The sequence below is a fragment of the Paenibacillus sp. RC21 genome, from assembly GCF_044907935.1.
Classification (GTDB): Bacteria; Bacillota; Bacilli; order Paenibacillales; family Paenibacillaceae; genus Paenibacillus; species Paenibacillus terrae_A.
On record NZ_JBIYCS010000003.1, the window covers coordinates 110252 to 136243 of the forward strand.

Genomic DNA, 25992 nt, shown 5'->3' on the forward strand with positions numbered 1-25992 from the left:
ATGAAATATGCATCAGGAGAAAAATGAGCAGGAATATTTCACCGAACTGAAGGGGCGCGCGGCGCAACTGGATGGACAACAACAGGAATTGGCCCAACATGTTATGGAACTGGGTCGAATTCATTACATACGCGAGGATGAGGAGCTTTTTAACGAATGCCAGCGCATATTAAAAGTACAGGCAGAAGCAAGCGGAGAGCCGCTGTTCAAGCCACTGGCAGAGGTGCTGCGTCAGTTGATTGGAACAACGGCCGGGGATGTGTTTGCATATATAACAGAGCATGTGACTGAATATCCTTACAGTACAGGGTATGAGCGTAAACCGTTCCGTACCTCGGATATCACATCCCATACTTCGCGGATTTATAAAAGAATGGTACAGCTTATCCGAATGGACTGGATCGGCTTCTCGCTTATAGATTATTTAACGAAAAAGGATTATGAACATGGGAATGACTATCGGATTCAAGAGACGATTAGTGATTGGATAGCCTATGAGTTGGACAACGGTAATCCGCAGGTCTTGGAGGCGCTAAAAGGTATTGTTTATGGCGATAACCAGACTGCGCTTCTTACGCGTGCCATGATTAAAGGAATGCTCTTGAGCCATCAAGAGGAGAATTACCATATGATCGGCGAGCTTTTGACAGCTGCCAAGCTTCAGGAGGGATTGCGACAAAGCATCGTGGAGCAAATGGATGAAGGAACCCCGGAGGCTCTTGTATATCTGTTGAAGGTGATTATTGACCAGGGATTCATTCGTTACAGCTCGGTGGTACGGGCGCTTGCGGTATGGACAGGCATGGGCTTGGAGTCTGCTAATCAGCGGGTGGTTCGCCAACTGATTGAGCAGGCGTATGAAGCATTGACGAATAGCGAGCTGCGTCAGGAATGGCTGACTAGCGCGAATGCCAATGAGGTATATATGAGCTTGTGGGCTACCGCAGTACATGAGGAACGTGAACTGTATGGACAAGTTCGGCAAGTCATGGAACAGGGAGCACCTTATCAGAAGATTGTAGCGCTTTATGTACTCTCTAACAGTGAAAACAAGGATGTGCGTCTGGGGATTGCCAGAGAATATCTGAATGAGACGGACCCGGAGCTTCAATACTGGGTACTGACGAACTATACAAATAATTATTTTTACGAATGGGTAGAAGGCGGGACGGTCGCGGATCGGATCGTTAAAGTGGTTCGTACTCCATTACTGGAAAATAAAGAAGAGCGACGCAAGGATTTTGAGCGACTTCATGCTCTGTTTGCACAGATGAAAAAAGGCGAGTCTACCGAGCCCTCCAAGGTGCTGGATTTTGTAAACGTTCATCACCGTTCGGATGCGCCAATTCAAAAAATGCTGTATCTTGTCGGTTACGATATGGACGCGACCTGGATTGGAGAAATCATAGCCTTAAAGGATCAGATTAGCTCTAATCTACGCGGTGAGCTGCTGAATCAATTTGTGCGGAATCCGGATGATACGGTGCAACGTGAATTTATTTTCTCAAGCTTGTCCGACAAAAGTATGAGCATTCGCGAGTTCGCTGTTGCCAAGGCGCACAAGCTGACGCTGGCGGAAGAGGAAATGCAGCAAATGGAGGGGCTATTGAAGCTCAAGACGGGTTCCCTGCGGCAAAGTGTCATTGGTGTACTGCTGGCACAACCGGAGAAGTCTTTGAATAGTTCATTGGAGCGGTTGCTTCGGGCAAAGGCGGAGCTGCAACGATTGGGTGGACTTGAAATATTGACGAAGATTTATGCAGACCCTGAGCGTGCCGAGCAGTATGAAACTATCCAGCCTTTAGCAGATATCATTCAGCAGCCGACGGCTAAGGAGGAACAACTGCTGTCCAAGCTGGGGCAGGAGGATGCTTATACGGGGACAAACGGCTTTGGCTTGTACGAGCCTGCTGCCAAGGAGGCTTGGCTGGAAAAGCAGCCGGATCTGGGTGATTTCCGGTTGGGTGATGTTTTTGTGGGTTCACTGGAGAAGATGAAGCAATTCCTGAGCGGACTGAATGAGCTTGTCCACCAGCATCGTGATGTAGAATATACTGCTGAGTATTATTCGGGCTACAAAGAAACGCTGCTAATCGGCGCTAATTTTCGTACCGTACGCTTGGCTCAGCCTAATGAGGAAGCAGTCTCCATGCTGTCTTTATATCCTCTTCACGAGGAATGGAGTCGTTATTTGCAGGAGAGCGACATGGAAGCAAGTGAACTGCTAGAGCTTGTTTTATATGACCGATTGGATTCTATGGATCAAACACTTGATCGCTACTACCGTTATTTCTCCAATCATAACATAGACTATTCAGAACTGAGAAAGCACAAGCTGCTGGAAGGATGGCGTAAAGATTTCGCTGAACAAATGTATCCTTTAGATCGAATGAAGGAAGTTCAGCAATGGATAGCAGAGCTGACGTATAACGATCAGGTAAGAACGCTGATTAATGCTTATTTTCTGGACACTCCTGGCGAGGAAACCTTTGATACCATTGATCTCTCGTTGAATACATTGATGCAAGCTATGCCCAAGGACAGACCTGCTGAGGACATGGGAATGCTGCACCTGCTGTCTAGCCCGTGGATCGGGCTGGAGAAAGGGCGTGTACATGATGATGAGTCCTTTAAGCGCTTTTTCCATACTTTTGTAAACTATAATGAGCTGGCAAACGTATTAAATCACTTTTATTCACCGCTGGAGCTGGAGGATTATTTCAAGGCATATGAAAAAGGGCTGATCGGTGTAGGAGAAGTGTATCGGGAACTGTTGGCTGGCAGTGATAGCAGAAGACATATGAGTTCCTTAACGAATGCCCGCAATACATGGATTGCCAGCAATCCGGAATTTTTGGAAATACGGCGTACGGTTATTGAACGACTGCTGGAGGTTGAATTGGTTCGAGGCGATTTGCCTACCGAGGCCACCCCAAAAGTGATGGGCTTGAGCCGGATTGAAGGGATGGATTATTTCATTCGTATTCTGGAGGGACTCGACAAGGAAACGTTCGTGCGTGGTTATGTGTATGGCTACGGTGATCGTATCACCAAAAAAGAATCGTTCAGCCACTTGCTCAAGGCATGTTATCCGCATGATGGCGAGGATGCTGCTTTGCTGAAGGAAAAGCTGAGTAACGCTAAAATTACGGATAAACGTCTGCTGGAGGCGGCAATGTATGCTCCACAGTGGATTGAAATTGTAGCAGGTTATCTTGGATGGGAAGGTCTTCGCAGTGCTGCATGGTACTTCCATGCGCATATCAATGAAGGTTTTTCCGCCGAGAAGGAAACGATTGTAGCTCATTATTCGCCGATTGCTCCGCAGGATTTTAATGATGGAGCCTTCGATATTCACTGGTTTCATGAGGCCTATGAGACGTTGGGCGAGGAACGATTTGATCTGCTGTACGACTGTGCCAAATATATTTCGGCCGGAGCCAATCATCGCAGGTCTCAGTTATTTGCGGATGCGACGCTGGGTAAGCTGAAACTGAGTGAAATGAAAAAGTCGGTGGAAGACAAACGAAACAAGGAACATTTGCTGACCTACAGTCTGATTCCTCTTGTCAAACCTCCTGAACCAGATGTACGGGAACGTTATGACTTCATCCAGAAGTTTCTGGAACAGAGCAAAAAATTTGGGGCACAGCGTAAGGCCAGTGAAGCTCTGGTTTCACGAATTGCGCTTGGGAATTTGGCACGTAACGCAGGTTATGATGATGTAACCCGGCTTGTGTGGGATATGGAAGCCCGTAAGCTGGAGGATCTCCGGTCTTATTTTGAGCCACATGCTTTGGAAGAGGCTACAACGATACAGCTTGTCATTGATGAGGAAGGAACGGCAGATATTGAGATTGTCAGCAAAGGGAAGACGCTGAAATCTATTCCGGCTCGCTTCAAGAAGGATGAGTATGTTGCTGCGTTGAAGGAGCTTAAAGGTGATCTGGTAGATCAGTATCGTAGAGCCCGCAAGGAATTGGAACGCTCTATGGAGTCCGGCACGGCCTTTATGATGAAGGAATTAACGGGATTATTAGGCAACCCTGTGCTTGCTCCGTTGGTGCGAACGCTAGTTTTCAAGGCTGGAGATCGCTTGGGATATTTCAATGAAGATACATCAGGGTTGGCTGATCCTTCGGGTCAACAGTATCCCGTAGGTGAAGAGGACAAGCTGATCATCGCTCATCCGCTCCATTTGTACGAAAGTGGTCGCTGGAGCGACTTCCAGAAGGATTTATTTGACCGCCAGATTCGGCAGCCGTTTAAACAGGTGTTCCGTGAGCTGTATTTGCCGAATGCAGATGAACGTGCAAGTGCCACCGTTTCCCGTCGATATGCAGGACATCAGGTACAGCCGAATAAAACGGTAGCCCTGCTGAAAGGTCGCCAATGGACGGTCAGCTATGAGGAAGGACTACAGAAGGTGTATTATGCCGAAAACCTGATTGCTAACCTGTACGCGATGGCAGATTGGTTCTCACCAGCCGATACCGAGGCTCCTACACTGGAGACGGTGCAATTCTTTGATCGGACAACGTATAAGAGTGTGCCGTTGGAGGAAGTTCCTCCAGTGCTGTTCTCGGAAGTCATGCGGGATGTAGATTTGGTCGTCAGCGTCGCTCATGTGGGCGGTGTTGATCCGGAAGCCAGTCTTACGACCATTGAAATGCGCAACGTTATTGTGCAGGAATCGCTGCGTTTGTTGAAAATCAGTAATGTACGTTTGGATGGGAATTATGCGCGTGTAGACGGCAGTCTTGGTGAATATGCGGTGCATTTGGGAAGCGGCGGTGTCTACAAGCAGGCGAAGGGAGCGCTGCATATCATTCCGGTGCATTCGCAGCATCGTGGGCGCATCTTCCTGCCGTTCCTGGATGAAGATCCAAGAACAGCCGAGATTTTATCCAAAATTGTACTGCTGGCTGAGGATCAGAAAATCAAGGACCCGCAAATTCTTACGCAGCTTCAGGCGTAGGATAGAAGCTGTAATATAGAGATTCATTTTGAAGTAGCGTGAAGCCCTGTCCATGCAGATCCGTGTGGCGGGGCTTCATTATTTGCGTCAGATAATTCTTTTGTTCCTGGCAGGGGTTTGCTAGAATAAAGGGGATTGTGTAAGTCAACGTTGACCATATTGCAGGGAGGGACACAAGTATGAGCAAGAAGATCAAATGGGGAATTGTCGGCACGGGATGGATTGCAGATCAATTCGCCGCGGATTTGGCGCATGTTACGAACGGGGAAGGGTACGCTGTTGGATCACGTACCATTGAAAGCGCTACCGAATTTGCAGCCAAGCATCAAATTGCACGCGCTTATGGAAGCTACGAGGAACTGGCTCAAGATCCCGAGGTAGATGCTATATACATAGGTACTCCTCATCCTTTTCATAAAGAAAATGTTCTGACGGCTCTTCGGGCCGGAAAAGCCGTCCTGTGTGAGAAACCTTTCACCGTGAATAGTGGGGAACTGGAGGAACTGATCGGCTTAGCACGTGAGCATAAGCTATTCCTGATGGAAGCGATGTGGACACGCTTTTTGCCTCCGATTCGCCAAGTGCGGGAGTGGATAGACGCGGGACGAATTGGTGAGGTGAAGCTGGTTAAGGCAGAATTTGGTTTTCGTGTAGAATGGAACCCGGAAGGACGCTTATTGAACCCCGATCTGGGCGGAGGTGCTTTATTAGATACGGGAATTTATCCGGTTTCTTTTGCTTCGATGGTGTTCGGTCCTGAACCCAAGCATGTATGGAGTACCGCTCATATCGGGGAAACGGGTGTTGACGAGACGTTTTCCATCCTGCTGGATTACGGAAATGGACGTACGGCTGTGCTCAATGGGGCGGTTCGTCTCGGGTTGACGAATGAGGCATATATCCATGGCACAAAGGGATATATCCACATTCCATCTTTCCTGAATAGCACGTCGGCTACTTTACATGTGGACGGCGAAGAGGTACAAACCTTTCAGGATGACCGAGCTTCCACAGGGTATGCCTTTGAAGCAGAAGAAGTGGGGCGCTGCCTGAATGAAGGCTTATTCGAAAGTTCCACGATATCTTTGGATGAATCACTGGGCATTATGAAGCTGATGGATCAGATTCGTGCACAGTGGGGGCTTCGGTATCCTTTTGAGTAATCTTTTGAGTAATTGAATTATTGAATTGAATAAAGAAACCACTTAAAGTCCAGAGAGCTTTTGAAGCTCTTTGGACTTTTTTGTGTACACCGTTTGGAATTAATGCAATCCTCATAAATCGGCTCAATTCCAACTTTGGTCGCAGATTAAAGATGTTCATATGAGCATTGGAATGAGTGGGCCATATGAATCATTTTTTGTGATTTGAATTAGTTAAAAAATAGTCATATAAAAGTGACAAAAATGTAATGACATCATCAGTTAACTGAATTGGTAACGCTCTCTTTCTTTGAAAATAAATGATGGTCCTAGGAAGTGGTTTCCAGAATTTTTCAATGAAATTTTCAGAAATATACGGTAGGGTGTTGTACATGTCACTTGAGCCAGTGCGGCTTTTGCTGACTTGCTTGCTTATCCCGTGGCTTTTGATTCTTGTCGGAGCTCGCAGGATCAAGAGCCTTTGCAAGCCTGTGAGAGTTGAACTGGCATTCATCTCATGACCTAACATCAAGGAGGAATTACAAACGTGAAAATGAAATCAACATGGTTGTTTCGTATGATGATGATGACTGTCATTGCGGCTGTTGTGATCGGACCGATGAATATTGCAGGAGCGGCAGGAAGCCGGACAGACCGGCCCTGGATGAATACGTCCCTTTCGGCTGAAGAACGAACGACGCTGTTGTTGAAGGAAATGACGCTGGAAGAAAAAATAGATTTGGTGACTGGTAAGGTCAACAATTATTATGGATTCTACAATGATCCGATTGAGCGTCTGGGCATCCCGGCGTTGACGATGGCAGACGGCCCTGCGGGTGTACGTATCGCCAATCCGGACGTTCAGAACAAGCAATCTACTGCGCTGCCAGCTCCAATTGCGTTAGCTGCAACATGGGATACCCAAGCTGCCAAACAGTATGGTGATCTGATCGGAGACGAGGCTTTTAATACGACCCATAATGTCGTGCTCGGACCGGGGATGGATATTGCCCGCATTCCATGGGGATCGCGGAACTTTGAATCTATGGGTGAGGACCCGTTGCTGCAATCGCAAATGGCGACCGCTTATGTCAAAGGTGTACAAAGCCATCCTGTGTTGGCCACAGCCAAGCATTATCTTATGAATAATCAGGAGACGGAGCGCTTCACGACGAATGTCAAAGTCAGTGACCGTGCGCTGCATGAAATTTACATACGTCCGTTTCAGGAGGTTATTGCCAAGGCTGATTTGGGAGGGGCGATGTGCTCTTTTAACAAGGTTAACGGCGAGCCTGCTTGTGAGAACAAGACCCTCTTGACGGACCTCTTGAAGAAGGAGCTTCAATTCAAAGGTTTCATAATGAGCGATTACGGTGCGAACCTGAGTACGGTAGAGTCCGCTAATGCGGGCTTGGACCTGGAAACACCGGGTACACCTTTTGGTAAATGGGGAGATCAACTGCTGACTGCTGTCAAGAACGGCAAGGTAAGTGAGAAAACAGTTGATGAGAAGGCTGGGCGTATTTTGGTGCAAATGTTTAGCAAAGGGTTGTTTGATCACCCGGTTCAAAATAATCAGATTGATGCCCGTGACCATGGCAAGACGGCCCGCCAATTGGCTGAGGAGAGCATGGTGCTGCTGCAAAATAAAAATAATACTTTGCCACTTTCCAAGGATAAGCTCAAATCCATTGCTGTTATCGGTCCCGATGCAGATAGCGGCACTGTAGCAGGCGGAGGCAGCTCGTTGGTGAACCCGACGTATACTGTAAGTCCGTTAGAGGGAATCCGCAATCGTGTCGGCAAAGGGGTAACCGTCCAATATGCACCAGGTACAGACCCGATTTCTGCGGGAGACATTATGCCGGGTCCATCGGCTGTGCCATCCTCATTGCTGACCACATCCGACAAAAAAGAGGATATCAGCGTTGGATACGCTACTTATGGAGATGACGAACAGGGACTGCGGGGCGAATACTGGAAGAACAACAAAATGGAGGGCAGTCCGGAGCTTGTACGTAATGATGGTCAGGTCAACATGAATCTTGGATTTTATAATTATCAGGGCTTTAATGCGAAGTCCCCTAAAGTTCCCAATACGCCAACGACACTGAACGGCTTGATATCGGCGCGCTGGACGGGAGCAATTGCAGCACCTAAGGATGGCGATTATGCATTATCTTTAACCAGTTTGGGATCAAGCAAGCTATATCTCGATGACAAGCTATTTGTGGATAATCAGGGCACGAAGCTGGGTACCACGAAGAAAAACATCTCGCTCAAAGCAGGTGAAAAGCACAAGGTGCGGATCGAATATCGTGCCGATTATCCGACAAATGGCCGTGATTCCGGCGGAATGGTTCGTTTCGGCTGGGAACCTCCGGCAGATACGTCAGACAAGCTGATTGACAATGCGGTGAAGCTGGCGAAAAAGTCGGATGTAGCGATTGTCGTCACACGTACTTATGAGAGCGAAGGCTATGTTGAGCGTTCCGATATGGAACTGCCAAACAATCAGGATCGGCTGATCCGTGCGGTTGCCGCGGCGAACCCGAAAACCATTGTTGTGCAAATGAGCGGCAGAGCTGTACAGATGGACACTTGGCAGAATAAAGTTCCCGCCATCGTACAAGCATGGTTTGCTGGTCAAGAGCAGGGGAATGCCATAGCACGCGTTCTGTTCGGGGATGTGAATCCTTCTGGCAAGCTGCCCGTAACCTTCCCGGTTAACGAGCAGTCCACGCCGGTATCCTCACCGGAGAAATTCCCGGGTGTGAACGGAATAGGCGACTATTCGGACGGTATTTTTGTAGGCTACCGGGGATATGAGAAATCGGGAATTCAACCCGCATTCTCCTTCGGATACGGCTTATCCTATACGACCTTTGGCTATAGCGATCTGAAAATAAAACAGCACGCGAGCGGAAATAAATCCAATCGTACGAGCACCGTCGAGGTTTCGCTAAAATTGAAAAACACCGGGAAAACTGCCGGAGCAGAGGTTGTGCAGGTGTACAGTGGGAAGCTTCCGACAAACGTGGAAACTCCATCCCGTCAACTGGCAGGCTGGTCTAAGATCGAGCTGAAGCCGGGCCAGGAGAAGAAGATCCGCATTGAACTGGACCCGAAGGCTTTATCATACTGGGATGAAAAGTCCAAAGCATGGGTTATGCCGTCCGGTGAAGTGCCGATTTATGTAGGCAGTTCCTCTCAGGATACACGACTGACAGTAAGTGTTACGATTCCGGCAGCTTCTACAGGAAAGGCATCGAAGTAATCCTGTTACAATTGTTTTAAAGTGGTTTATTCAAGAGAGCGCGGGCACAAGCACCGGCTCTCTTTTTGCGGTAGGTATGCAAGGGGGAATTCAAGTGAAAGCTGAAACAGAAGGAAGGCTGAGGACGATGAAGAAACCCCAAAAGCAACGACGTTCCAACATTTGGCTGCTCGTAGCTGCAACTGCGATTTTGGTCTGTGCTATTCTGGTCAGTATCACTATACGGAATAGCCCTGAGCCGAAAGCAGAAAGTAGCGTCAGCATGTGGCTGACGTCACCGGACCCGGCGAATCGCCTGACCGAGCAAGCTCCGATACATTGGAGTAACGATAATGCTAAAGGCGGCGCAGCCAACTCGAACGTACTGACGGTTGAGGTGAAGCCGGATATTCGTTACCAGACGATGGAGGGGTTCGGCGCAGCGGTATCCGGTTCATCCGCTTATCTCATGAATCACGGCATGTCTCCGGATCAGCGTGACCAGTTACTCAACGATTTGTTTACCGCGAGCGGTATTCAATTGAGCTATATTCGCCACACCATCGGGGCATCCGATTATTCGGTGGATGAACAAGGGCAGCCCAGCAGCTATACCTATGACGATGTGGCATCAGGCAAGGACTATGATCTGAACCACTTTTCCATTACCAAGGATCAGGACGTGACGGATGTGCTAAAGCAAATCGTACGCAGAAATTCTGACCTTCGGATTATGGGAACTCCGTGGACTGCGCCGCCCTGGATGAAATATGGGGAGCAGACGTACAATGGCTGGTATTTGGACTATAACGATCCGCGCGTCTATTCCGCATATGCTGACTATTTTGTACGTTATATTCAGGCTTATGCGAACGAAGGCATTCCGATTCAGGCGATTTCCATTCAAAATGAGCCAGAGTTCACCACGTCCAAGTATCCCAGCATGAGTATGGGGGCAGCCGAGCAGGCAAACTTTATTAAGCAATATTTGGGTCCTGCCTTAAGTCGGAACAAATTGTCCACCCAGATTATTGCTTTTGACCATAACTGGGATACCGGGAGTGATTATGCCCATACAGTGTTGGGAGATGAGCAATCTCAAAGCTATACGCACGGCACGGCCTTTCACTGCTACAAAGGAGAGCCCACAGCGATGACAGACGTGCATAATGCCTTTCCGAACAAGGCTGTGTACATGACAGAATGCAGTGGGGGGCAGTGGAGTCCGGATTTTGGGGATAATTTGAGCTGGGATATGTCCAAGCTGATCATCGGCGCACCACGGAACTGGTCGCAAAATGTTTTGTTCTGGAACGTGGCGCTTGATCCATCCGGTGGCCCGACAAATGGTGGCTGTACCAACTGTCGCGGTGTGGTTACCATTGATCCATTGAGCGGTTCCGTTACTAAAAATGTGGAGTACTATGCGATTGGACATGCCAGCAAATTTGTCCGCCCGGGTGCGGTCCGTATTGATTCCACGCATTACAGCGGAAGTATTGAAACGGTCGCCTACCGTAACCCCGACGGTACCCTTGTCCTGATTGCCGCTAATACGGAAGCGGACGAGCGGACTTTCAAGGTTCGGCAGGGAAGCAAAGTCTTTACCTGCAAGCTTCCTGCCAAATCGGCAGCTACCTTTCAATGGAACTCTTCGGCTTCATAAAAACGCCATTCCTATGAATGCTTAACAGTAGATTTAGAGCGCTCAGCCTATCCGGCTGAGTGCTCTTTTTGTGTGTGCTCCAAAGTTCAAACCACGAAAAGATAAAATTTTAGCATTGTTCAGAATTGGTTCGGGGCCGACCATCACTCAATCGTTCAAAAAGTGAGTGCAGTCACACAAGTATATTGAACTTATCTGAAATTTTTTTATAATACATAATAGTAACGATTCAGATAGGCGGTGTTCCGCATTGCAAAAGCATGGTTAGACCTTTACGCACAGTTTACGGATTTGTCTGAGGAAGACAAAAAGCGACTAAGTTATATGAAGGCATTCGTGAAGCTCGTTTTCGGAATGGATTAGCATGTGTCCATTGCGGAAGTCTTCGTGTGAAGCGAAATGGAACGTATCGCGAACGTCAACGTTACTTATGTAAGGATTGTAGGAAGAGCTTCAACGATATAAGTGGTACTCCCATTTCTGGCACACACCATCCAGAGAAATGGATGCAAGATAGATGGATGATGGTTCAAGATAAAGGGAAGTCTCTAACGATTTGATGGTGTAGCGACTCGCTACTTGGATAATTACCTATTTTGGCATCGTGTCAAAAACCAAATTTCACCACAATACGGTTATTTAAAACTGGCTAATGGATGTTTAGAAAAGTTGTTTCAATTGATGTGGGCTTACAATATACCAAAAAAGTGGGTGAAATATTAGATGGAAATTGATGAAATTATAAGTGTGGTTCCTTACGATGAAAAGTGGAATACTTTATTTCAAAGCGAAAAGGCAAATCTTTTGAAGGCTTTCGGAGAAGACGTTATTGATATACAGCATTTCGGAAGCACATCTGTACAAGGAATGATTGCAAAACCGATTATTGATGTCCTGATTGGTGTAAAAACGATTGAATTGAACAGCTCTGTCACTAAAAATTTAATAGAACTGGGTTATGAAGGATTCGGAGAAATTGGGGTGGGGAGATTATATTTTCGGAAGCGGCAAGAATATTCCTTTAATCTTGCTGTCGTTATTTGGAACGGAGAGCAATGGGTAAATAATCTTCTCATAAGAAATTATTTAAGAGATAATCCAGATGTAGCCAAACATTACTCTGAAAAAAAGCTCAAATCCATAGAGAAAGGATATACTACATTACTTTCTTATTCGGATGAAAAAGCCGATTTCGTATACAATTTACTCGAACAAGCAAAGAAAAACTTTGAATAGGACTAACAGAACCGCTTATACTTCGGCGGTTCTGTCTCGGCATATATAGCAACAATATTTAAGTTAAAATACAAAAATTAACTACAATGTATACATATACATTGTTTAAATTCAGCCCTTTTGGAATCGGCAGTTCCAAGCATTCGTGTATAAAGGAGAAGAATATCCTCATGGATATACAATTACAGTTGGACCCATTGACAGTTGAACGATTAGCAAGCGCGCTTTCAGCACGACCGGGAGTATTTAAGTTGTTTTATGACACAGAGGGCTGTGGATGTAACGGCGTAATTGTCATCTTGGTGGTCACTGCACCCGATGCTACCGATATAGTCATTCAGTCCGAGCCCTATTCTTTTTTTGTAGATCGGCAGCAGGAGCAGCAATTCGACAGCAGAATGAGGCTTGAGGCAGACCCTAATTATCCGTCGTTTAAATTGAGCAGCGATGCGGGCCTATTCAGCAGCAACATTAGAATGAAAGATGTGCGTGTCAAATCGTCTACTTGAAGAGTGCTGGGTGGCTAGGGGAAGTATGTAATGTAAACGGTGACGACTATTGCGAGTATGAAATCCCTTTTTAATAAGTTGGGAATAATACCCAAATAGAGAGCGGTTTTTAATGGAAAAGAATAATCTTGCCCAATTTCAAGAATATCAGGAGAACAAATTTACCAAACGCATTATTCATAAAGAAGCACGAACACGAAACCAGTAGCGAATCCAAAAAGACGAACCTCATCCAGCAAACATGGAGCGAAGTTCGTCTTTTTGGACATATTCACTCAGCTCTCCAAAGAATTAAGTTATGTAGTGGCCTCCTTGCAAGTGGTACAATAACCATTATGACCATTCGAGAAGGACGTTGAGATGATGAAAAACTTGCTCGTTTCGGGCTACCGCGCCCATGAATTGAATATTTTCAACCAAAAGCACGAAGGCATTCCATATATCAAAAAGGCGATCACAGGCAGGCTCATTCCCCTGATTGAAGAAGGACTGGAGTGGATTATTACCCCCGGTCAGTACGGGGTGGATCTGTGGACCTGTGAAGTGGCAATTTCACTGAAGCAGCAGTATCCTCACTTAAAATGCTCGATTATGGCGGCCTATCAAAATATGGAGGAAAAGTGGAAGGAGGATAAAAAGGAGTATTTTCAGCAGATTTGTGAGGGAGTTGACTATGTGGGAATTGTCAGCCGCCAGCCTTATCAGGGAATATGGCAGCTCAAGGCACGGGATGAACTGCTTTTCCGCAAAACCGATGGTTTATTGCTCGTTTATGACGAGGATGCCGGGGAGGGCAGCCCACGTTTTATGAAAGAAATGGCATTAAAAAAACAACAGGCAGAAGGCTATCAATATATCAGCATCAGCTCAGAGGATATCCAAAGCATAGCGGATGAAGAACGATTATTCATGGACCTCTGATTTTTAAAGCATTAGCTCGGATTTTTGAACAAAAAGGATGAATGCGTCCCTTTACTTTTATGTAAGCGCTATCATAAAATTTAAACAACAATAATTTATCAGTCAGATAAAATAAATTTATTGAAAAAACAAACCATGAAAGGAGTTAAGGATTCAGATGAAAAAAAGATTTCGGTATACCGCGTTGCTCTGTCTCGGTATTATTTTGTGTGGAACAGTCACCCCGATGGATAGCCAGGTCTTTGCTGCTTCTGCGAGGCAAATGGAAAAGCTGAACCGTGGAGCCGTTGCGGTAAAGGTGCCGGAGGGCGTGCTGGTGAGCTGGCGTTTGTTGGGCACGGAAGCGGATTCGGTCAGCTTCAATCTGTATAGAGGGACAAGCAAGGTCAATGATGCGCCGATTACGTCGAAAACCAACTTTTTGGACAAGGCAGGTACGACTTCCTCTTCGTACACGGTTCGTGCCGTTGTGAATGGAGCAGAACAGGCTGCTTCTCAGGCAGTGAAGGTTTGGAGCAACAACTATCTGGATGTTCCCATCCAGCAGCCTGCGGGCGGTACAACCCCGGATAATGTGAGCTACACGTACAATGCCAATGACGCCAGTGTAGGTGATCTGGATGGGGATGGCGAGTATGAGATTGTGTTAAAATGGGACCCTTCCAATGCCAAGGACAATTCGCAATCCGGCTACACGGGAAATGTATTTCTGGACGGCTACAAGCTGGATGGAACACGCAAATGGCAAATCGACCTGGGCCGGAACATTCGGGCTGGAGCGCACTACACGCAATTTCTCGTTTATGATTTTGACGGAGACGGCAAAGCGGAAATCGTATGCAAAACAGCAGACGGCACTAAAGATGGCACAGGGGTGACCATTGGCAACGCCTCGGCGGATTATCGCAATGCCAGTGGTTATATTTTGGATGGGCCTGAATTTCTGACCGTGTTCTCGGGCGATACGGGCAAAGCACTTAGCACGATTGACTATGTGCCGCCACGGGGAACGGTATCCAGCTGGGGAGATAATTATGGCAACCGGGTGGACCGTTTTCTCGCCGGGGTTGCTTATCTGGATGGCGTACGGCCGAGCATAGTCATGGCACGGGGGTATTACACCCGAACGGTTCTGGTCGCGTACGATTGGCGTAATGGTAACTTGAATCGACGTTGGACCTTTGATAGCAACAGTTCGACCAATGCTGGAACCGCCGGACAGGGCAACCATAGCTTGAGTGTGGCGGATGTGGATGGAGACGATAAGGATGAAATTGTGTACGGTTCGCTGGTGGTGGACGATAACGGAGCGAAGCTGGCTAACACGGGCATGGGACACGGGGATGCGCTTCATGTTGGAGATTTGGACCCGGACCGTTCAGGCTATGAAGTGTTTAAGGTAAACGAGGACAAAAATGCGACTTATGGCGCTGCTATGTATGATCCGCGTAATGGAAGCATTTTATGGGGCGTAAATACAGGCAAGGATACCGGGAGAGGCATGTCGGCAGACATTGATCCCCGTACAAAAGGAAACGAGCAATGGGCGCCGGGGATCGGTGTGCGTTCGGCTAAAGGAGAGCTTATTACGAATACGCTACCGTCCTCCATTAACTTTGGAATTTGGTGGGATGGCGACCTGCTGCGTGAACTGCTGGATCATACCTCGTCAAGCGCTGGTAAAATCGACAAGTGGAACTATACCAACTCGACCACTTCCAATTTGCTTACGGCTACAGGCACCACCTCCAATAACGGAACGAAAGGAACACCGTCCTTGCAGGCCGATCTGTTCGGCGACTGGCGCGAGGAGGTGATTTGGCGCAAAAGCGATAATTCTGCACTACGAATCTACACAACACCGTATGAGTCAGAGTATCGTTTTTATACACTTATGCATAATCCGTTGTATCGTCTGAGTATAGCGTGGCAGAACGTGGCCTACAATCAGCCGCCACACACTGGGTTTTATCTGGGAGAAGGGATGTCCAAGCCCGCGCAGCCAAATATATACACCCCTTGATTTACAGGGCGGTTTGGAGGTCGAAATGAAACAGTGAATGAACCAAAAAACGAAAGGGCCCCGGGTTGAGCGGAGCTCTTTTTGTCATGGCATTATTTAGTAGATCGGATAAGGTGTGTTATTCATATTCCCGCAGGAATCTACCGATAAAATACAAAGTAACACACATTTTCTATGAATGACAACAATAGAAGGAGCGCATGACGAATGGGGAAAAAAGTGTTGATTGGTTTTGCTATATTTATGGGCGTCATTATTTTATTTTGCGTGATTACGGTAGGTTCGATCTGGAGTCACCGGAATACGGCTGTGAAGCTGGAAGGAAGAATTGAGGCTCAATATCTATCGAACCAGTCCAACTACGATAATATGTGGAAGAAATTTAAGGAAATGACGCAGGTCACGGATTTACAGGCTGGACAGGTCAAAGAGGTATATACCGGGATGATTACCGGACGATATAATGATACGAATTTGCTGTATCAGGCGGTGCATGAACAAAATCCCCGTTTGGCTACATCTGTTTATACGGATCTACAGCGTGAAATTGCTGCTAGTCGCCAACAGTTTGATAACAACCAGAAGCAAATGATGGATATCGTTCGGGAATATAACACGTATATCAAGGTACATTTTATTATGGCTTCCCTGACTAATATGAAAACATATGATATGTCCCAATATATCGTAACTTCAGACCAAACCGAAGATGCTTTTACCAAGAAGAAAGCGGATGAAATCCGTCTGAAATAGGGGGATCATTTTATGTATTGGTTTATCCCTCTGATTATATTCGTGGGGTTGATTCCAGTGAAGCTACTGACCGGGACCCGCTGGAAAACGATCATTTGGACTGCTATTTTCAGTGCTGTATTGACGGCTGTGACCATCTATATTGATTTCCGAATAGAGACATGGGATACCGAGGTGTGGTCCGGCAAAGTCACAGATTGGCACCATAAGGAGGAATGGGATGAGTGGCATCCGCCTAGAAAAAGCTGTAGTAAAGACAGTAATGGTAAAGAGAAGTGTACGAGACATAGCGGCTACTGGGAGCATCATAAAGCGGAAAACTCCATTTATACCACAGATGACGGATGGATTCGCGTGTATCGTGCGCCTGATGGCAGCACGTTTGGGGATAGCTGGCCCAACAATACCGCAACACTGAAATGGTTCTGGCCCTATGGCACACCGAGTGCTTCGACGCATCATTATCTGAACAAAGTACAGGCTTCCTATTCCATTTTCAGACATAAAGATATAGATGTGGAGCAATACTCAGACCTGCCGGAATACCCCAAGGCTGTGCTTGATTATATCGATGTTAACCGTATTATCGGTCAAGTTCCTAACAAAGCAAAGGCATTACGTATGTTGGCGAGCATGAACACTGAACTGAACAAGCCTGTACCCAACCCGGAAAAACCGGGAAAAACGAAGTCATGGAAGCAGGTCAATTTGATTTTTGTTAATGTGGGCTTGAATAAAACTCAGGACTATGGCTTCGCGCTTCAGGACAAATGGGAAGGCGGGAACAAAAACGATTTTGTCGTAGCCTTCTCTACCAACGAAAACAATGAACTGCTATGGGTCTACCCGTTTTCGTGGAGTGAAGTGGAACTGCTAAAAATAGAGGTCCGTGATTACATGATGAGTGTACACCAGATCACCGATTTTGTACCCATTGTCAAGAAGGTAGGAAACTTGGTGGCAGCCCGCTTTGTGCGCAAGTCTTTTTCCGATTTTGATTATTTGCAGATTGATATTAGCTTGGGAGGATGGGTTTCCATATGCGCTCTTAATCTGATGCTGGTGGGCTTATACTGCCAGAATGTTATGGAGCAAAAAAGAGAACGACAGCTTCGGGAGCAGGGAGTTACAGGCTAGATGTGGCATCACCTTTGCAGCCTTCTTTTTCAGAAGAGAGCAACGTATGATTTTCATAGAAAAGGGAACATTAGTTCTTATTAGTGAAATATACGTATGAAAAAGGAGGCGGGATATGTGACTTCTCTAACGACCGAAGGTATGATTGCGCTCGTAACCAATGTCGGATTCCCTGCTGCATTAAGTCTGATTCTGTTAAAATACATTCTTGTCACCCTCAGCCGCAGATTGGAGCAGCTTGACCGATCTGTTAAGCAACTGTCACGATCCCTGAAAGAGGTGGAGGCAAAGCAGGTGAAGCAGTCAAATGAACCGTGCCCGACAAATACGGACAAACTTCGTGCAGAATGAACAATAAAGGCAAATAGAAACAATTTAGCAACCCAATTGTGGCAGGGGATTCTTATAATAGAAACGTGTGCAGTTTATGCAGGTATATGATTATGGAGGTGCATAGAATGATGAAAACAGGTATGAAAATAAATACGAAGCTATCCGCGCTGTGCATCGCAGCCGCACTTATGAGCGTCGCGCAGGCCGCCGCCGCCGCGCCCGTCGTGACCGCTCCAGCGGAAGCGACGCAGCCGGGCGTTGCCAGTCCGGCCGCCGCCGCCCCAGCCCAGGTGCCAGCACCAGCAGTATCTGCGTCGGTTACGACGCCGGCCCCGGCACAAGCGCCGTCGGTTCCAGCTACATCGGCCCCGGCCACAGCCGCCGATTCCGCCAAAGCCGCTACACCAGCAGCTCCGTCTGCGCCAGCACCGCGCCCTGCTTCAGTAACGCCAGCGGCTGCTCCGTCCGTACCGTCGACTGCCAAGCCGTCGAAGCCGCAGCAGCCGTCCACTTCGGCGCCAGCAGCAGCCGCGGCTGCCAGCGTGAAGCCAACGCAGCTGGATAAGCTGAATCATGAGAGCGCCATTCCGCTCGTGCTGGAGGCGCAGTCACGTTATCTGTACGCGATCAGCGGTGGCAGCTCGGTGGGCGAATCGTTCCAGTGGAACGGCAAAAGCTACCGCTACCTGTCCGAGGATATCGGCACAAAGACCAAGCTGACCAGCTATCTGACGCAGGCCTACACCAAGCAGGCCAGTGAGCAATTTGTTGGAAAATTTTTCGTTGAAATTAACGGAAAACTAGCTCAGCTGGACGCAGATGGTGGTAACCTGCTGGAGTTCAACCGGGCTACAGCGAAAATGGTGACGATGACCCCGGTTAAGCGCAGCTATCTGCTGACCGTGCCTTATCCGGCAGGAACCAAGCAGGCGAACGAGAAAATCACCGTGAATTTTGAAAAGGTCGGCAGCTACTGGAAAATCAGCTCCGCGCCGCATATCATTTTCTAAATTAAGATTTTGCAACGTTATTCTCAAACGGGGTAAAGTGAGGTTGAGGCTTGTTTCGTAAGTCCCAATTCAAGGCAGGGGAGTGCTGTGCAATGATGACACCCATCAAGGTAAAAGACGTTAAGGATATTGAAAAAATCAATCAAATCGTTTCGAATTATACCTATGATATTTGGATTCATGGCAAAAGCGGCATGGCAGATGCCAAATCCATTTTGGGCATGTATGTGCTAAAGCTGGATGAACCGCTGACTCTGGTGGTGCCCGACACCGTCAATCCCAAAAAGCTGTTTAAGGAGCTGGAGGAATTTATTCATTTTCCTGCTCAAGAAAGATAACAGACAAGTGAACACCTGTAGACGCTGCATGCTCTAACTAAAAATAATGCAAAGAAGCCGTGGAATGCTTAGATTCCACGGCTTCTTTTTTAATGCTCCTCCTCGTCCAAAAACGGGAGATTCACCGAATAGTACATCACACCCATCAGCAGCACACCGCCAACCAGATTCCCGAGCGTAACCGGAACGAGGTTATGGATCACACCAGCAACAGAGACCGTACCCGGATGGTCCAGCACGAGCGCAATGGCGAAAGTACACATATTAGCCACACTATGCTCATATCCCGAAATGAAAAAGCAGAACACGAACAGCATCATCGCAAACATCTTCGCGCCATTTTCCTTCATAAACATCGGAACAAAAAAGGCAAGGCAGACCAGCCAGTTACACAAAATAGCTCGGAAGAACAGCTGCATTGCGGGCGCTTCCATCTTATGCTCCACCACGTTCAGCAAAAAACTGTTCACATTGGAGGACTCAAACAGCCCAGTTAAGAAAATAAGGAGTGCGAACACCCCGGCACCCAGCAAATTACCGCCATAGCTGGCAGCCCACAGCCGAAGCACCTGTCCCCAGCGGAGCTTTTTACGGAGCGCAGCATAGGTGTAATAAAAGGTGTTGCCTGTAAACAAATCCCCGCCGCCGTAAGCGATCAGAATGATGGCCGCCCCGAACGTGAGCGCTGCCATAGGATAAGTGAATGGAGAATGCTCCATGTAAAAAAAGTTGCCCGTCTTGAAGGCCACAATAACGCCGAACCCGATGAACATACTCGCCAGCATGGAACGAGCCAAATACCGGAGCAGGCTTTGCTTGTAAATTTTGTACTTCTTCATGGCTAGCTGTTCGACATTGCGTAAGCCTTCCGTCTCCATATCCAACGACAACCTCCTATTTTCTCGGATGTAAGTCTTTAAACAGACCTTATTTTTCCCTAAACATTGCCCAGTCAGTCAGCAATCCTGTTAGCTTATAACAAACCAAGCTTTTGCAGCCCGTACAAAATGCCGTCTTCATCTGCGCGTTTCGTGACCATTTTAGCTGCGGCTTTGGCTTCATCACAACCGTTACCCATTGCGACACTATTATGTACAGCCGTCAGCATTTCCACATCGTTCAAACCGTCGCCAAAAGCGTATTGATTTTCATCGGCAATGCCCAGTCTGGACGTAATTTCGCGGATGCCTATTGCTTTGGAGCCAGCGTGAGGAACAACGTCCACAGAACTCGGATGCCAGCGTACAAAGTCAAAAGCTTTGAATACCGCTTCATAGAAGGGTTCTTCTTCTACCGTACACATCAACAGCGTCTGATAAATATCTCTTCCCTGGAAATAAAGCGGATCGTATCCAACCGAAAGCTTGGCCTTGAACGTTTGAAGCGATTTTTCTACAAGCTCATCGTTAGGAATATTAGCCTTCATATTGGCATGATCCATATATACGATCGCATGATTATGTGTGAGGGCCAGATCAGTCATCGCTTGCAAAGCTTCTCTGTTCAACGGATTGGTAGCAACCACTTCTCCCCGAAGCACGACATATTGCCCATTAAAGCTGACGTAAGAATCAATTTCCAGCTGCTCACGGATTTCCTTGAACATAAAAGGCGCGCGTCCTGTGGCAATGGCTACCTCATGCCCTTGCTCTTTCAAAGCAAAGACAGCCTTTTCAGCCGTTAGTGGCATTTTTTTGTCATCGTCCAGTAATGTACCGTCGATATCGAAAAAGATAATTTTTTTGTCTGACATGTTCTTACACCTGACTTTCAATAATGTATTGTCGAAATTAACTCATATGGATTCATTATATCAAAGGAACTGCTTCTGAATACACAAATACGTATAAATCCTCATGAATGTCTGACTTCTATAGCTTACAATATGAAATAAGGATTACTGTAAAATATAATGCCTATCTCCTATTTTCATAGACGGGATGTGATCATCATGACGAAAATCCAAGTCACACCGGAGCAGTTGGATAGCGTGGCCTCCCAATTTGCCAATGCCCACGGAACACTGAATAACCAGTTAAACGGCCTGGATAACACTATGAACAACCTTCACAGCCAGTGGGACGGTATGGAGAGAAATCGTTTTTATAACGACTATCGGACGGCTAAATATACGCTTTCTTCCGTGTTAAACAAGGTTCAATCCATTGAAATTGAGCTGAAAAGCATCGCTTCGAAGTTTAGAAATGCGGATGACAATCCGCGTGGCTTCTGGACCGCGCTGGCGGCGGCTATGAGCGCTAGTGCAGCGCTGGAGAGCGGTGGAGTAGCTGGAAACCATGCTGGGGATGCCTCCAAGTCGCCCAAAAACATAGATGATTGGGATCAGGCTGACGCCGATAAATACCAGCAATATGAGAAACTCCTGAAAGATGCCGAGGCGATTGGAGACAAGCAGGTCATGCAGAAAATCCACGACCAGATGAACGTCCTGCGGCTGCAATATGAGGATTCGGTTACCCGCACAGATTACAATACAGGAGAAACGTCCAAGATCACATCCGATTCTCTCGTCGCCGTCACCGAGCTGACAGGTAAGGATGGCACGAAAACGGATATTTCTATAGATAAAAAAGGAAATATTGTAAGCTACGAGCAAAATAACGACAAATACGATTACTGGGTCCAAGAGCATACCCAATCGGCCGGAGAGCACGCTCTGGGTAAAACGGCCCAGACCGTCACCGGGTATGGCATAGGCCTTATTTTGTCGCGTGGGACTGGCGTTGGTGGCGCAGGTTCGAGCATTAGTTCCGGCGCAGCCTCCGGCTGGGGAGAGCACGTCGTCGGCATCGGTGGCGGCATGATCAGTGACAAGGTGCTATTCTCTGTACCGGAAGAAGGCGAAACCCGCACCATGATCTACCGAACCGACAAGGAAACCGGACATATCGAAAACATGATCATCGTCACCAAAGGTGAGAATGAAATGGAATACCGCTATTGGGAGGACTATAACTAGAAGTGGTCCAGGGTTTGAAACGACATTAGCAACGCGAATAGGAGTATCTATACAATCTACAGTCTTTTTTTCTGGAACGGTGAGCGGCAGTTGGAAACTGTAAAACTCGCTAGCTGGAGAAGTCTGTAGATTTTTTGTTTCTTATATAGAAAAAAGCGCAGTGACTTCCGCTGAATTGGAAGCTGCGCCTTATTGCTACTTAATATTTACTGAGCTTCCCCGTTCAAATAACGATAAAAGGGAGCATCCACCCAGAAGTGGTAGCTTTCCACCTCTACACCTGGCTTGATCTTACGTAAGCCATCGGCAATGGAGGAGGCCTTGTCCGTGAGCGAAAAAGACTGGGCGTAATAGCGTCCCGCGCTGACCCGGTTGTTCGCAATCTCCGTGTAGGCTGAACCGGGGGAGGACAGGGAGTAATAGAGCGGCTGCCACCAGGACTGAGCGATCAGGCCGGCTTGGTCTTTGCTGTTCTTTTTGGCGTATTGGTTGATGATGGTGTCAAAACGATTCTTCTGCCCGATCGTCGCAAATTCGAGAGCCAAGTCATACTCCTTGGAGTAGGCGATGTAGTTACCGTTGTTGATTTGTACGACTTTATAGTCTTCGGTCTGGGCAGGCTGTCCCCATTCTTTCAAGTATACAAAAGCCGAAGTTTTTGGCTCTAGCTGTACATTGGCTTGAATACCCTCGCTGCGAAGCAGCCCGATCAGCTGGATCGCGTGCTTGAGATTGCTGTGTCCATAGGTGAGGGACAGCTTCGGATCAAAATGGGCATCATAGCGGCTGTCCTTGATATTGTAGCCTGTGAACAGATTCTGCTGAAGTCCTGCGTCGAACAGGGCTTGCAGCTCCGGGGATTGGACGAGTATCTGTGTAAAATAGGCCTGATGGATTTTAGCAAAAATATCGTCATCCTGTACTTGACCGATGGTATTTTTGTATTCGCCGTGGAATGCTAGCACACGGCTCAGCACCTCGGTGGTGAATGACGCATCGGCTTGCTCGTCCGGCTGGAAGGAGGACAGCACGCTTTGCGGCAGCAGTCCTGTATCTACAGCGACTGCCAGATCCTTCGAGGCCGCCAGACGGGTCTCAGCAGTTCCAGCCAATGTACGAATCCCCGATTTAGTCAGCACAGCCTGCGCTTTATCCTCAGAATATGTAGCAGCCAATTCAGTCAATCCGGCGGCTTTTACAGCTATACGGATCGCGTCATTTTGTGACAGGGGGACGGACGGTTTTACGTCAGTGTTATCCAGTATACCTTCTGCATACAGTGCTGCCGCTTGGGTATACAACGGGTCATTTGAATTTAAGCCTGTAAAGGCGGTTTTTTTGTCCGCAGAAGCTGTACTTGAGCTGTTCAGGTTCAGCACGGTGGCAAGAGCAGCGATATATTCCCCCTTTGTCGGGGTTGAGGATAGTTGGATGTTAAAACGGTCCTTTAGATAGGTGAGCTGGTTGTCCGGATCAGTAATATTGCTTGAATCGGAGATGCTTACTTGCTGGACGACCGGGGCTGCCGCGGGCGCGGCATAGGAATCAATAGGACTGGAAAAGGCAGCAATGAGTAGGGCGGCGGATAGTGGGATCATTCTCCAAGAGGATAGTCTTAGGTTGGCAAAAGGTGCGGTCATGTGAAATTTCCTCCTAAATAGGCTATACTATTTTATATTATTCCTAGCGAAATACTTGTAATTTGATAGAATAATAGCTTGTTCCTCTCAAACTGTCAATCTATCTTAAATGTATTTAGCCACAATCCATATAATCATACCCGCGAGGTATCTATGGACTTGCAATTAGGGTACCAAATGATAGATGATGGAAGAGGGCCTTTTAGCAGAAAATAGGGCTAAAGATAGAGAGGATACCGACAAAAAATAGACCGGATTTACCGTATTTTTGTATATTATTGTAGAAAAAGATCGTAATTCAGGTTATAGTAAAGGGAGAAATTAACTAGGATGCGTTTCACCCAAATACGATTTTGTGGAGGGAAACATGAGTACATTTAAAAATTGGCTAAACACGACTAAAAAGGATCTTGGAGACCAAGTTAAGAAGTTTAAAAATAAAGATTTCATGGAAGCTGTTGTTGCGGGTTGTGCGCTGGTAGCCTTTGCTGATGGTACCATTAGTCCGGAAGAGAAATCAAAGATGGCCGGATACATAAATCTCAGTGAAGAATTGAAAGTGTTTGATATGGGAGAGGTCATTAGCCGTTTCAATCACTATGTAGCGAACTTTGAATTTTCGCCTGAAATCGGCAAACAGGAAGCACTCAAAGCGATTGGCAAATTGAAAGGCAAGCCTGAAGTGGGCCGACTCGTCGTTGGCGTATGTAGTGCCATTGGTGCTGCTGACGGTGACTTTGATGCAGATGAACAACGAATTGTCGCTGAAATTTGCGGTGCGCTGGGTTTGAATCCGTCTGAATTTAGTCTGTAAATTTTACGGAAGGGAGGTGTGTTAATCAGTGGCTGTAATTAATCTGGTTAAGGGCCAGAAAATTGATTTGACCAAAGGAAACGCAGGTCTAACCAAAGTTATTGCCGGATTGGGATGGGACCCGGTGCAGTCCAAAGGATTTTTTGGCATCAAGAAGCAACCAAATATTGATTGTGACGCTTCTGCCATTTTACTGGACGCAAACGGAAAACTGACTCAATCGGATAACGTAGTATGCTTCCACAATAAAAAAAGCCCATGCGGCTCTATCGTACATTCCGGTGATAATTTGACTGGACAAGGTGACGGTGATGATGAACAAATTGTGATTGACTTGGCACGTATTCCTGCCAGTGTCCACAAAGTGCTTGTTGTTGTAAATATATATGATTGCGTAAACCGGAAACAGGATTTTGGCATGATCGAGAAAGCGTATATCCGCATTCTGGACGGTGCTAATTCCAAGGAACTGGTGACGTTTAATTTATCTGATAATTATGAAGGGCTGACTGCATTGGTTTGTGGAGAACTCTATCGTCATAACGACGAATGGAAGTTTGCTGCCATCGGTGAAGGTACGAATGCCGTACATATTGATGTGCTGGCTCAGCGCTACATGTAATTTTATTTTACGAATACAAAACTTAATTATGGAAAAGGGGTTCTTATCATGGCAATTAACTTATCCAAAGGTCAAAAGATTGATTTGACGAAAACAAATCCGGGCTTGTCCAAAATCACGGTTGGTTTGGGTTGGGACACGAACAAATACGACGGCGGCAAGGATTTTGACTTGGACGTATCCGTATTTTTGGCTAATGCAGAAGGTAAAGTAGAATCGGATAAGAACTTCGTCTTTTTCAATAACCCACAAAATGAGAACGGTTCTGTCGTTCATACTGGGGATAACCGTACGGGTGATGGTGACGGAGATGACGAGCAAATTAAAATTGATTTGGGTAGCGTGCCAGCTAACGTAGAAAAGATCGCTTTTACGATTACAATCTATGAAGCACAAGAACGCAGCCAAAACTTTGGACAAGTGTCCCGTGCTTATGCTCGTATTGTAAATGAAGCGAACAATGAGGAATTGATCCGCTTTGATCTGGGAGAAGATTTCTCGATCGAAACGGGCGTTGTTGTAGGCGAATTGTATCGTCATAGTGGTGAGTGGAAGTTTAATGCCATTGGTAGTGGCTACCAGGATGGTCTTGCAGGGTTGACTCGCGATTATGGTTTGGCGTAACTAAAATCTG

The 25992-nt window shown here is 47.0% G+C and carries 20 protein-coding genes and 1 pseudogene; 18 read left to right on the top strand and 3 right to left on the bottom strand.

What is annotated here, in order from left to right; translation table 11 throughout:
- Window positions 1–7: 7 nt before the first annotated feature.
- The 14 genes and pseudogenes from ABIA61_RS10285 to ABIA61_RS10350 all read left to right on the top strand — a co-directional run bounded on the left by ABIA61_RS10285 (window position 8) and on the right by ABIA61_RS10350 (window position 19302).
- Window positions 8–4978, top strand: a complete 4971-nt coding sequence (locus tag ABIA61_RS10285) for a DUF4132 domain-containing protein (protein WP_404521079.1) — start codon at window positions 8–10, stop codon at window positions 4976–4978.
- 179 nt (window positions 4979–5157) lie between these two features.
- Complete coding sequence (locus tag ABIA61_RS10290) at window positions 5158–6141, top strand: Gfo/Idh/MocA family protein (RefSeq protein WP_044646598.1); 984 nt, start codon at window positions 5158–5160, stop codon at window positions 6139–6141.
- A gap of 526 nt (window positions 6142–6667) precedes the next feature.
- Window positions 6668–9397 (top strand): glycoside hydrolase family 3 C-terminal domain-containing protein, encoded by a 2730-nt coding sequence (locus ABIA61_RS10295; RefSeq protein ID WP_404580683.1) that lies wholly within the window; start codon window positions 6668–6670, stop codon window positions 9395–9397.
- 127 nt (window positions 9398–9524) lie between these two features.
- A complete protein-coding gene (locus ABIA61_RS10300) occupies window positions 9525–11042 on the top strand; it encodes a glycoside hydrolase family 30 protein (protein WP_404580844.1) in 1518 nt (505 codons plus the stop codon).
- A 323-nt stretch (window positions 11043–11365) separates the two neighbouring features.
- Window positions 11366–11575, top strand: a pseudogene (locus ABIA61_RS10305) (transposase); the annotation flags it as partial.
- A gap of 190 nt (window positions 11576–11765) precedes the next feature.
- On the top strand, window positions 11766–12278 hold the full coding sequence (locus tag ABIA61_RS10310; protein ID WP_283654762.1) for a GrpB family protein: 513 nt from the start codon (window positions 11766–11768) through the stop codon (window positions 12276–12278).
- Between the two features lie 170 nt (window positions 12279–12448).
- Window positions 12449–12787 (top strand): iron-sulfur cluster biosynthesis family protein, encoded by a 339-nt coding sequence (locus tag ABIA61_RS10315; RefSeq protein ID WP_283654763.1) that lies wholly within the window; start codon window positions 12449–12451, stop codon window positions 12785–12787.
- A gap of 363 nt (window positions 12788–13150) precedes the next feature.
- Entirely contained in the window at window positions 13151–13708 is a 558-nt protein-coding gene (locus ABIA61_RS10320; protein ID WP_404521134.1) for an SLOG family protein, read from the top strand.
- A 157-nt stretch (window positions 13709–13865) separates the two neighbouring features.
- Entirely contained in the window at window positions 13866–15731 is a 1866-nt protein-coding gene (locus tag ABIA61_RS10325; protein WP_404580684.1) for a rhamnogalacturonan lyase, read from the top strand.
- Between the two features lie 207 nt (window positions 15732–15938).
- Window positions 15939–16484, top strand: coding sequence for a LemA family protein (locus ABIA61_RS10330; RefSeq protein ID WP_014279991.1), 546 nt, complete (start codon window positions 15939–15941; stop codon window positions 16482–16484).
- A 12-nt stretch (window positions 16485–16496) separates the two neighbouring features.
- Window positions 16497–17621, top strand: coding sequence for a hypothetical protein (locus tag ABIA61_RS10335; protein WP_404521085.1), 1125 nt, complete (start codon window positions 16497–16499; stop codon window positions 17619–17621).
- A 117-nt stretch (window positions 17622–17738) separates the two neighbouring features.
- A complete protein-coding gene (locus tag ABIA61_RS10340; RefSeq protein ID WP_404521087.1) occupies window positions 17739–17972 on the top strand; it encodes a hypothetical protein in 234 nt (77 codons plus the stop codon).
- A gap of 122 nt (window positions 17973–18094) precedes the next feature.
- Window positions 18095–18964, top strand: coding sequence for a DL-endopeptidase inhibitor IseA family protein (locus ABIA61_RS10345; RefSeq protein WP_404580845.1), 870 nt, complete (start codon window positions 18095–18097; stop codon window positions 18962–18964).
- Window positions 18965–19056: 92 nt separating this feature from the next.
- A complete protein-coding gene (locus ABIA61_RS10350; protein WP_283654767.1) occupies window positions 19057–19302 on the top strand; it encodes an HPr family phosphocarrier protein in 246 nt (81 codons plus the stop codon).
- Window positions 19303–19391: 89 nt separating this feature from the next.
- Here ABIA61_RS10350 and ABIA61_RS10355 read toward each other — a convergent pair whose 3' ends face one another.
- Both ABIA61_RS10355 and ABIA61_RS10360 read right to left on the bottom strand, forming a co-directional pair.
- Window positions 19392–20180: a formate/nitrite transporter family protein gene (locus ABIA61_RS10355; RefSeq protein WP_283656202.1), complete on the bottom strand. Its 789-nt coding sequence runs from the start codon at window positions 20178–20180 to the stop codon at window positions 19392–19394.
- 95 nt (window positions 20181–20275) lie between these two features.
- A complete protein-coding gene (locus ABIA61_RS10360) occupies window positions 20276–21055 on the bottom strand; it encodes a Cof-type HAD-IIB family hydrolase (RefSeq protein WP_283654768.1) in 780 nt (259 codons plus the stop codon).
- 198 nt (window positions 21056–21253) lie between these two features.
- Between ABIA61_RS10360 and ABIA61_RS10365 the strand changes: the two genes are divergently transcribed.
- Complete coding sequence (locus ABIA61_RS10365; RefSeq protein ID WP_283654769.1) at window positions 21254–22282, top strand: WXG100 family type VII secretion target; 1029 nt, start codon at window positions 21254–21256, stop codon at window positions 22280–22282.
- A 206-nt stretch (window positions 22283–22488) separates the two neighbouring features.
- Here the strand turns inward: ABIA61_RS10365 and ABIA61_RS10370 are convergent, their stop codons facing one another.
- Complete coding sequence (locus tag ABIA61_RS10370) at window positions 22489–23922, bottom strand: hypothetical protein (RefSeq protein ID WP_283654770.1); 1434 nt, start codon at window positions 23920–23922, stop codon at window positions 22489–22491.
- A gap of 367 nt (window positions 23923–24289) precedes the next feature.
- Here ABIA61_RS10370 and ABIA61_RS10375 point away from each other — a divergent pair, with 367 nt between their 5' ends.
- From ABIA61_RS10375 to ABIA61_RS10385, 3 genes are read left to right on the top strand one after another with little or no spacing between them, the layout of a single operon-like run.
- Window positions 24290–24736 (top strand): tellurite resistance TerB family protein, encoded by a 447-nt coding sequence (locus ABIA61_RS10375; protein ID WP_283654771.1) that lies wholly within the window; start codon window positions 24290–24292, stop codon window positions 24734–24736.
- Between the two features lie 28 nt (window positions 24737–24764).
- A complete protein-coding gene (locus ABIA61_RS10380) occupies window positions 24765–25358 on the top strand; it encodes a TerD family protein (RefSeq protein WP_283654772.1) in 594 nt (197 codons plus the stop codon).
- Window positions 25359–25406: 48 nt separating this feature from the next.
- Window positions 25407–25982, top strand: a complete 576-nt coding sequence (locus ABIA61_RS10385) for a TerD family protein (protein WP_044646587.1) — start codon at window positions 25407–25409, stop codon at window positions 25980–25982.
- The last annotated feature ends 10 nt before the right edge of the window (window positions 25983–25992 follow it).

Excerpts from the sequence above, each read along its gene's own strand:
- ABIA61_RS10285 (WP_404521079.1), top strand. The coding sequence starts at position 8 with ATGCATCAGGAGAAAAATGAGCAGGAATATTTCACCGAACTGAAGGGG.
- ABIA61_RS10290 (WP_044646598.1), top strand. The coding sequence starts at position 5,158 with ATGAGCAAGAAGATCAAATGGGGAATTGTCGGCACGGGATGGATTGCA.
- ABIA61_RS10300 (WP_404580844.1), top strand. The coding sequence starts at position 9,525 with ATGAAGAAACCCCAAAAGCAACGACGTTCCAACATTTGGCTGCTCGTA.
- ABIA61_RS10310 (WP_283654762.1), top strand. The coding sequence starts at position 11,766 with ATGGAAATTGATGAAATTATAAGTGTGGTTCCTTACGATGAAAAGTGG.
- ABIA61_RS10315 (WP_283654763.1), top strand. The coding sequence starts at position 12,449 with ATGGATATACAATTACAGTTGGACCCATTGACAGTTGAACGATTAGCA.
- ABIA61_RS10320 (WP_404521134.1), top strand. The coding sequence starts at position 13,151 with ATGAAAAACTTGCTCGTTTCGGGCTACCGCGCCCATGAATTGAATATT.
- ABIA61_RS10325 (WP_404580684.1), top strand. The coding sequence starts at position 13,866 with ATGAAAAAAAGATTTCGGTATACCGCGTTGCTCTGTCTCGGTATTATT.
- ABIA61_RS10330 (WP_014279991.1), top strand. The coding sequence starts at position 15,939 with ATGGGGAAAAAAGTGTTGATTGGTTTTGCTATATTTATGGGCGTCATT.
- ABIA61_RS10335 (WP_404521085.1), top strand. The coding sequence starts at position 16,497 with ATGTATTGGTTTATCCCTCTGATTATATTCGTGGGGTTGATTCCAGTG.
- ABIA61_RS10345 (WP_404580845.1), top strand. The coding sequence starts at position 18,095 with ATGAAAATAAATACGAAGCTATCCGCGCTGTGCATCGCAGCCGCACTT.
- ABIA61_RS10350 (WP_283654767.1), top strand. The coding sequence starts at position 19,057 with ATGATGACACCCATCAAGGTAAAAGACGTTAAGGATATTGAAAAAATC.
- ABIA61_RS10355 (WP_283656202.1), bottom strand. The coding sequence starts at position 20,180 with ATGGAGACGGAAGGCTTACGCAATGTCGAACAGCTAGCCATGAAGAAG.
- ABIA61_RS10360 (WP_283654768.1), bottom strand. The coding sequence starts at position 21,055 with ATGTCAGACAAAAAAATTATCTTTTTCGATATCGACGGTACATTACTG.
- ABIA61_RS10365 (WP_283654769.1), top strand. The coding sequence starts at position 21,254 with ATGACGAAAATCCAAGTCACACCGGAGCAGTTGGATAGCGTGGCCTCC.
- ABIA61_RS10370 (WP_283654770.1), bottom strand. The coding sequence starts at position 23,922 with ATGACCGCACCTTTTGCCAACCTAAGACTATCCTCTTGGAGAATGATC.
- ABIA61_RS10375 (WP_283654771.1), top strand. The coding sequence starts at position 24,290 with ATGAGTACATTTAAAAATTGGCTAAACACGACTAAAAAGGATCTTGGA.
- ABIA61_RS10385 (WP_044646587.1), top strand. The coding sequence starts at position 25,407 with ATGGCAATTAACTTATCCAAAGGTCAAAAGATTGATTTGACGAAAACA.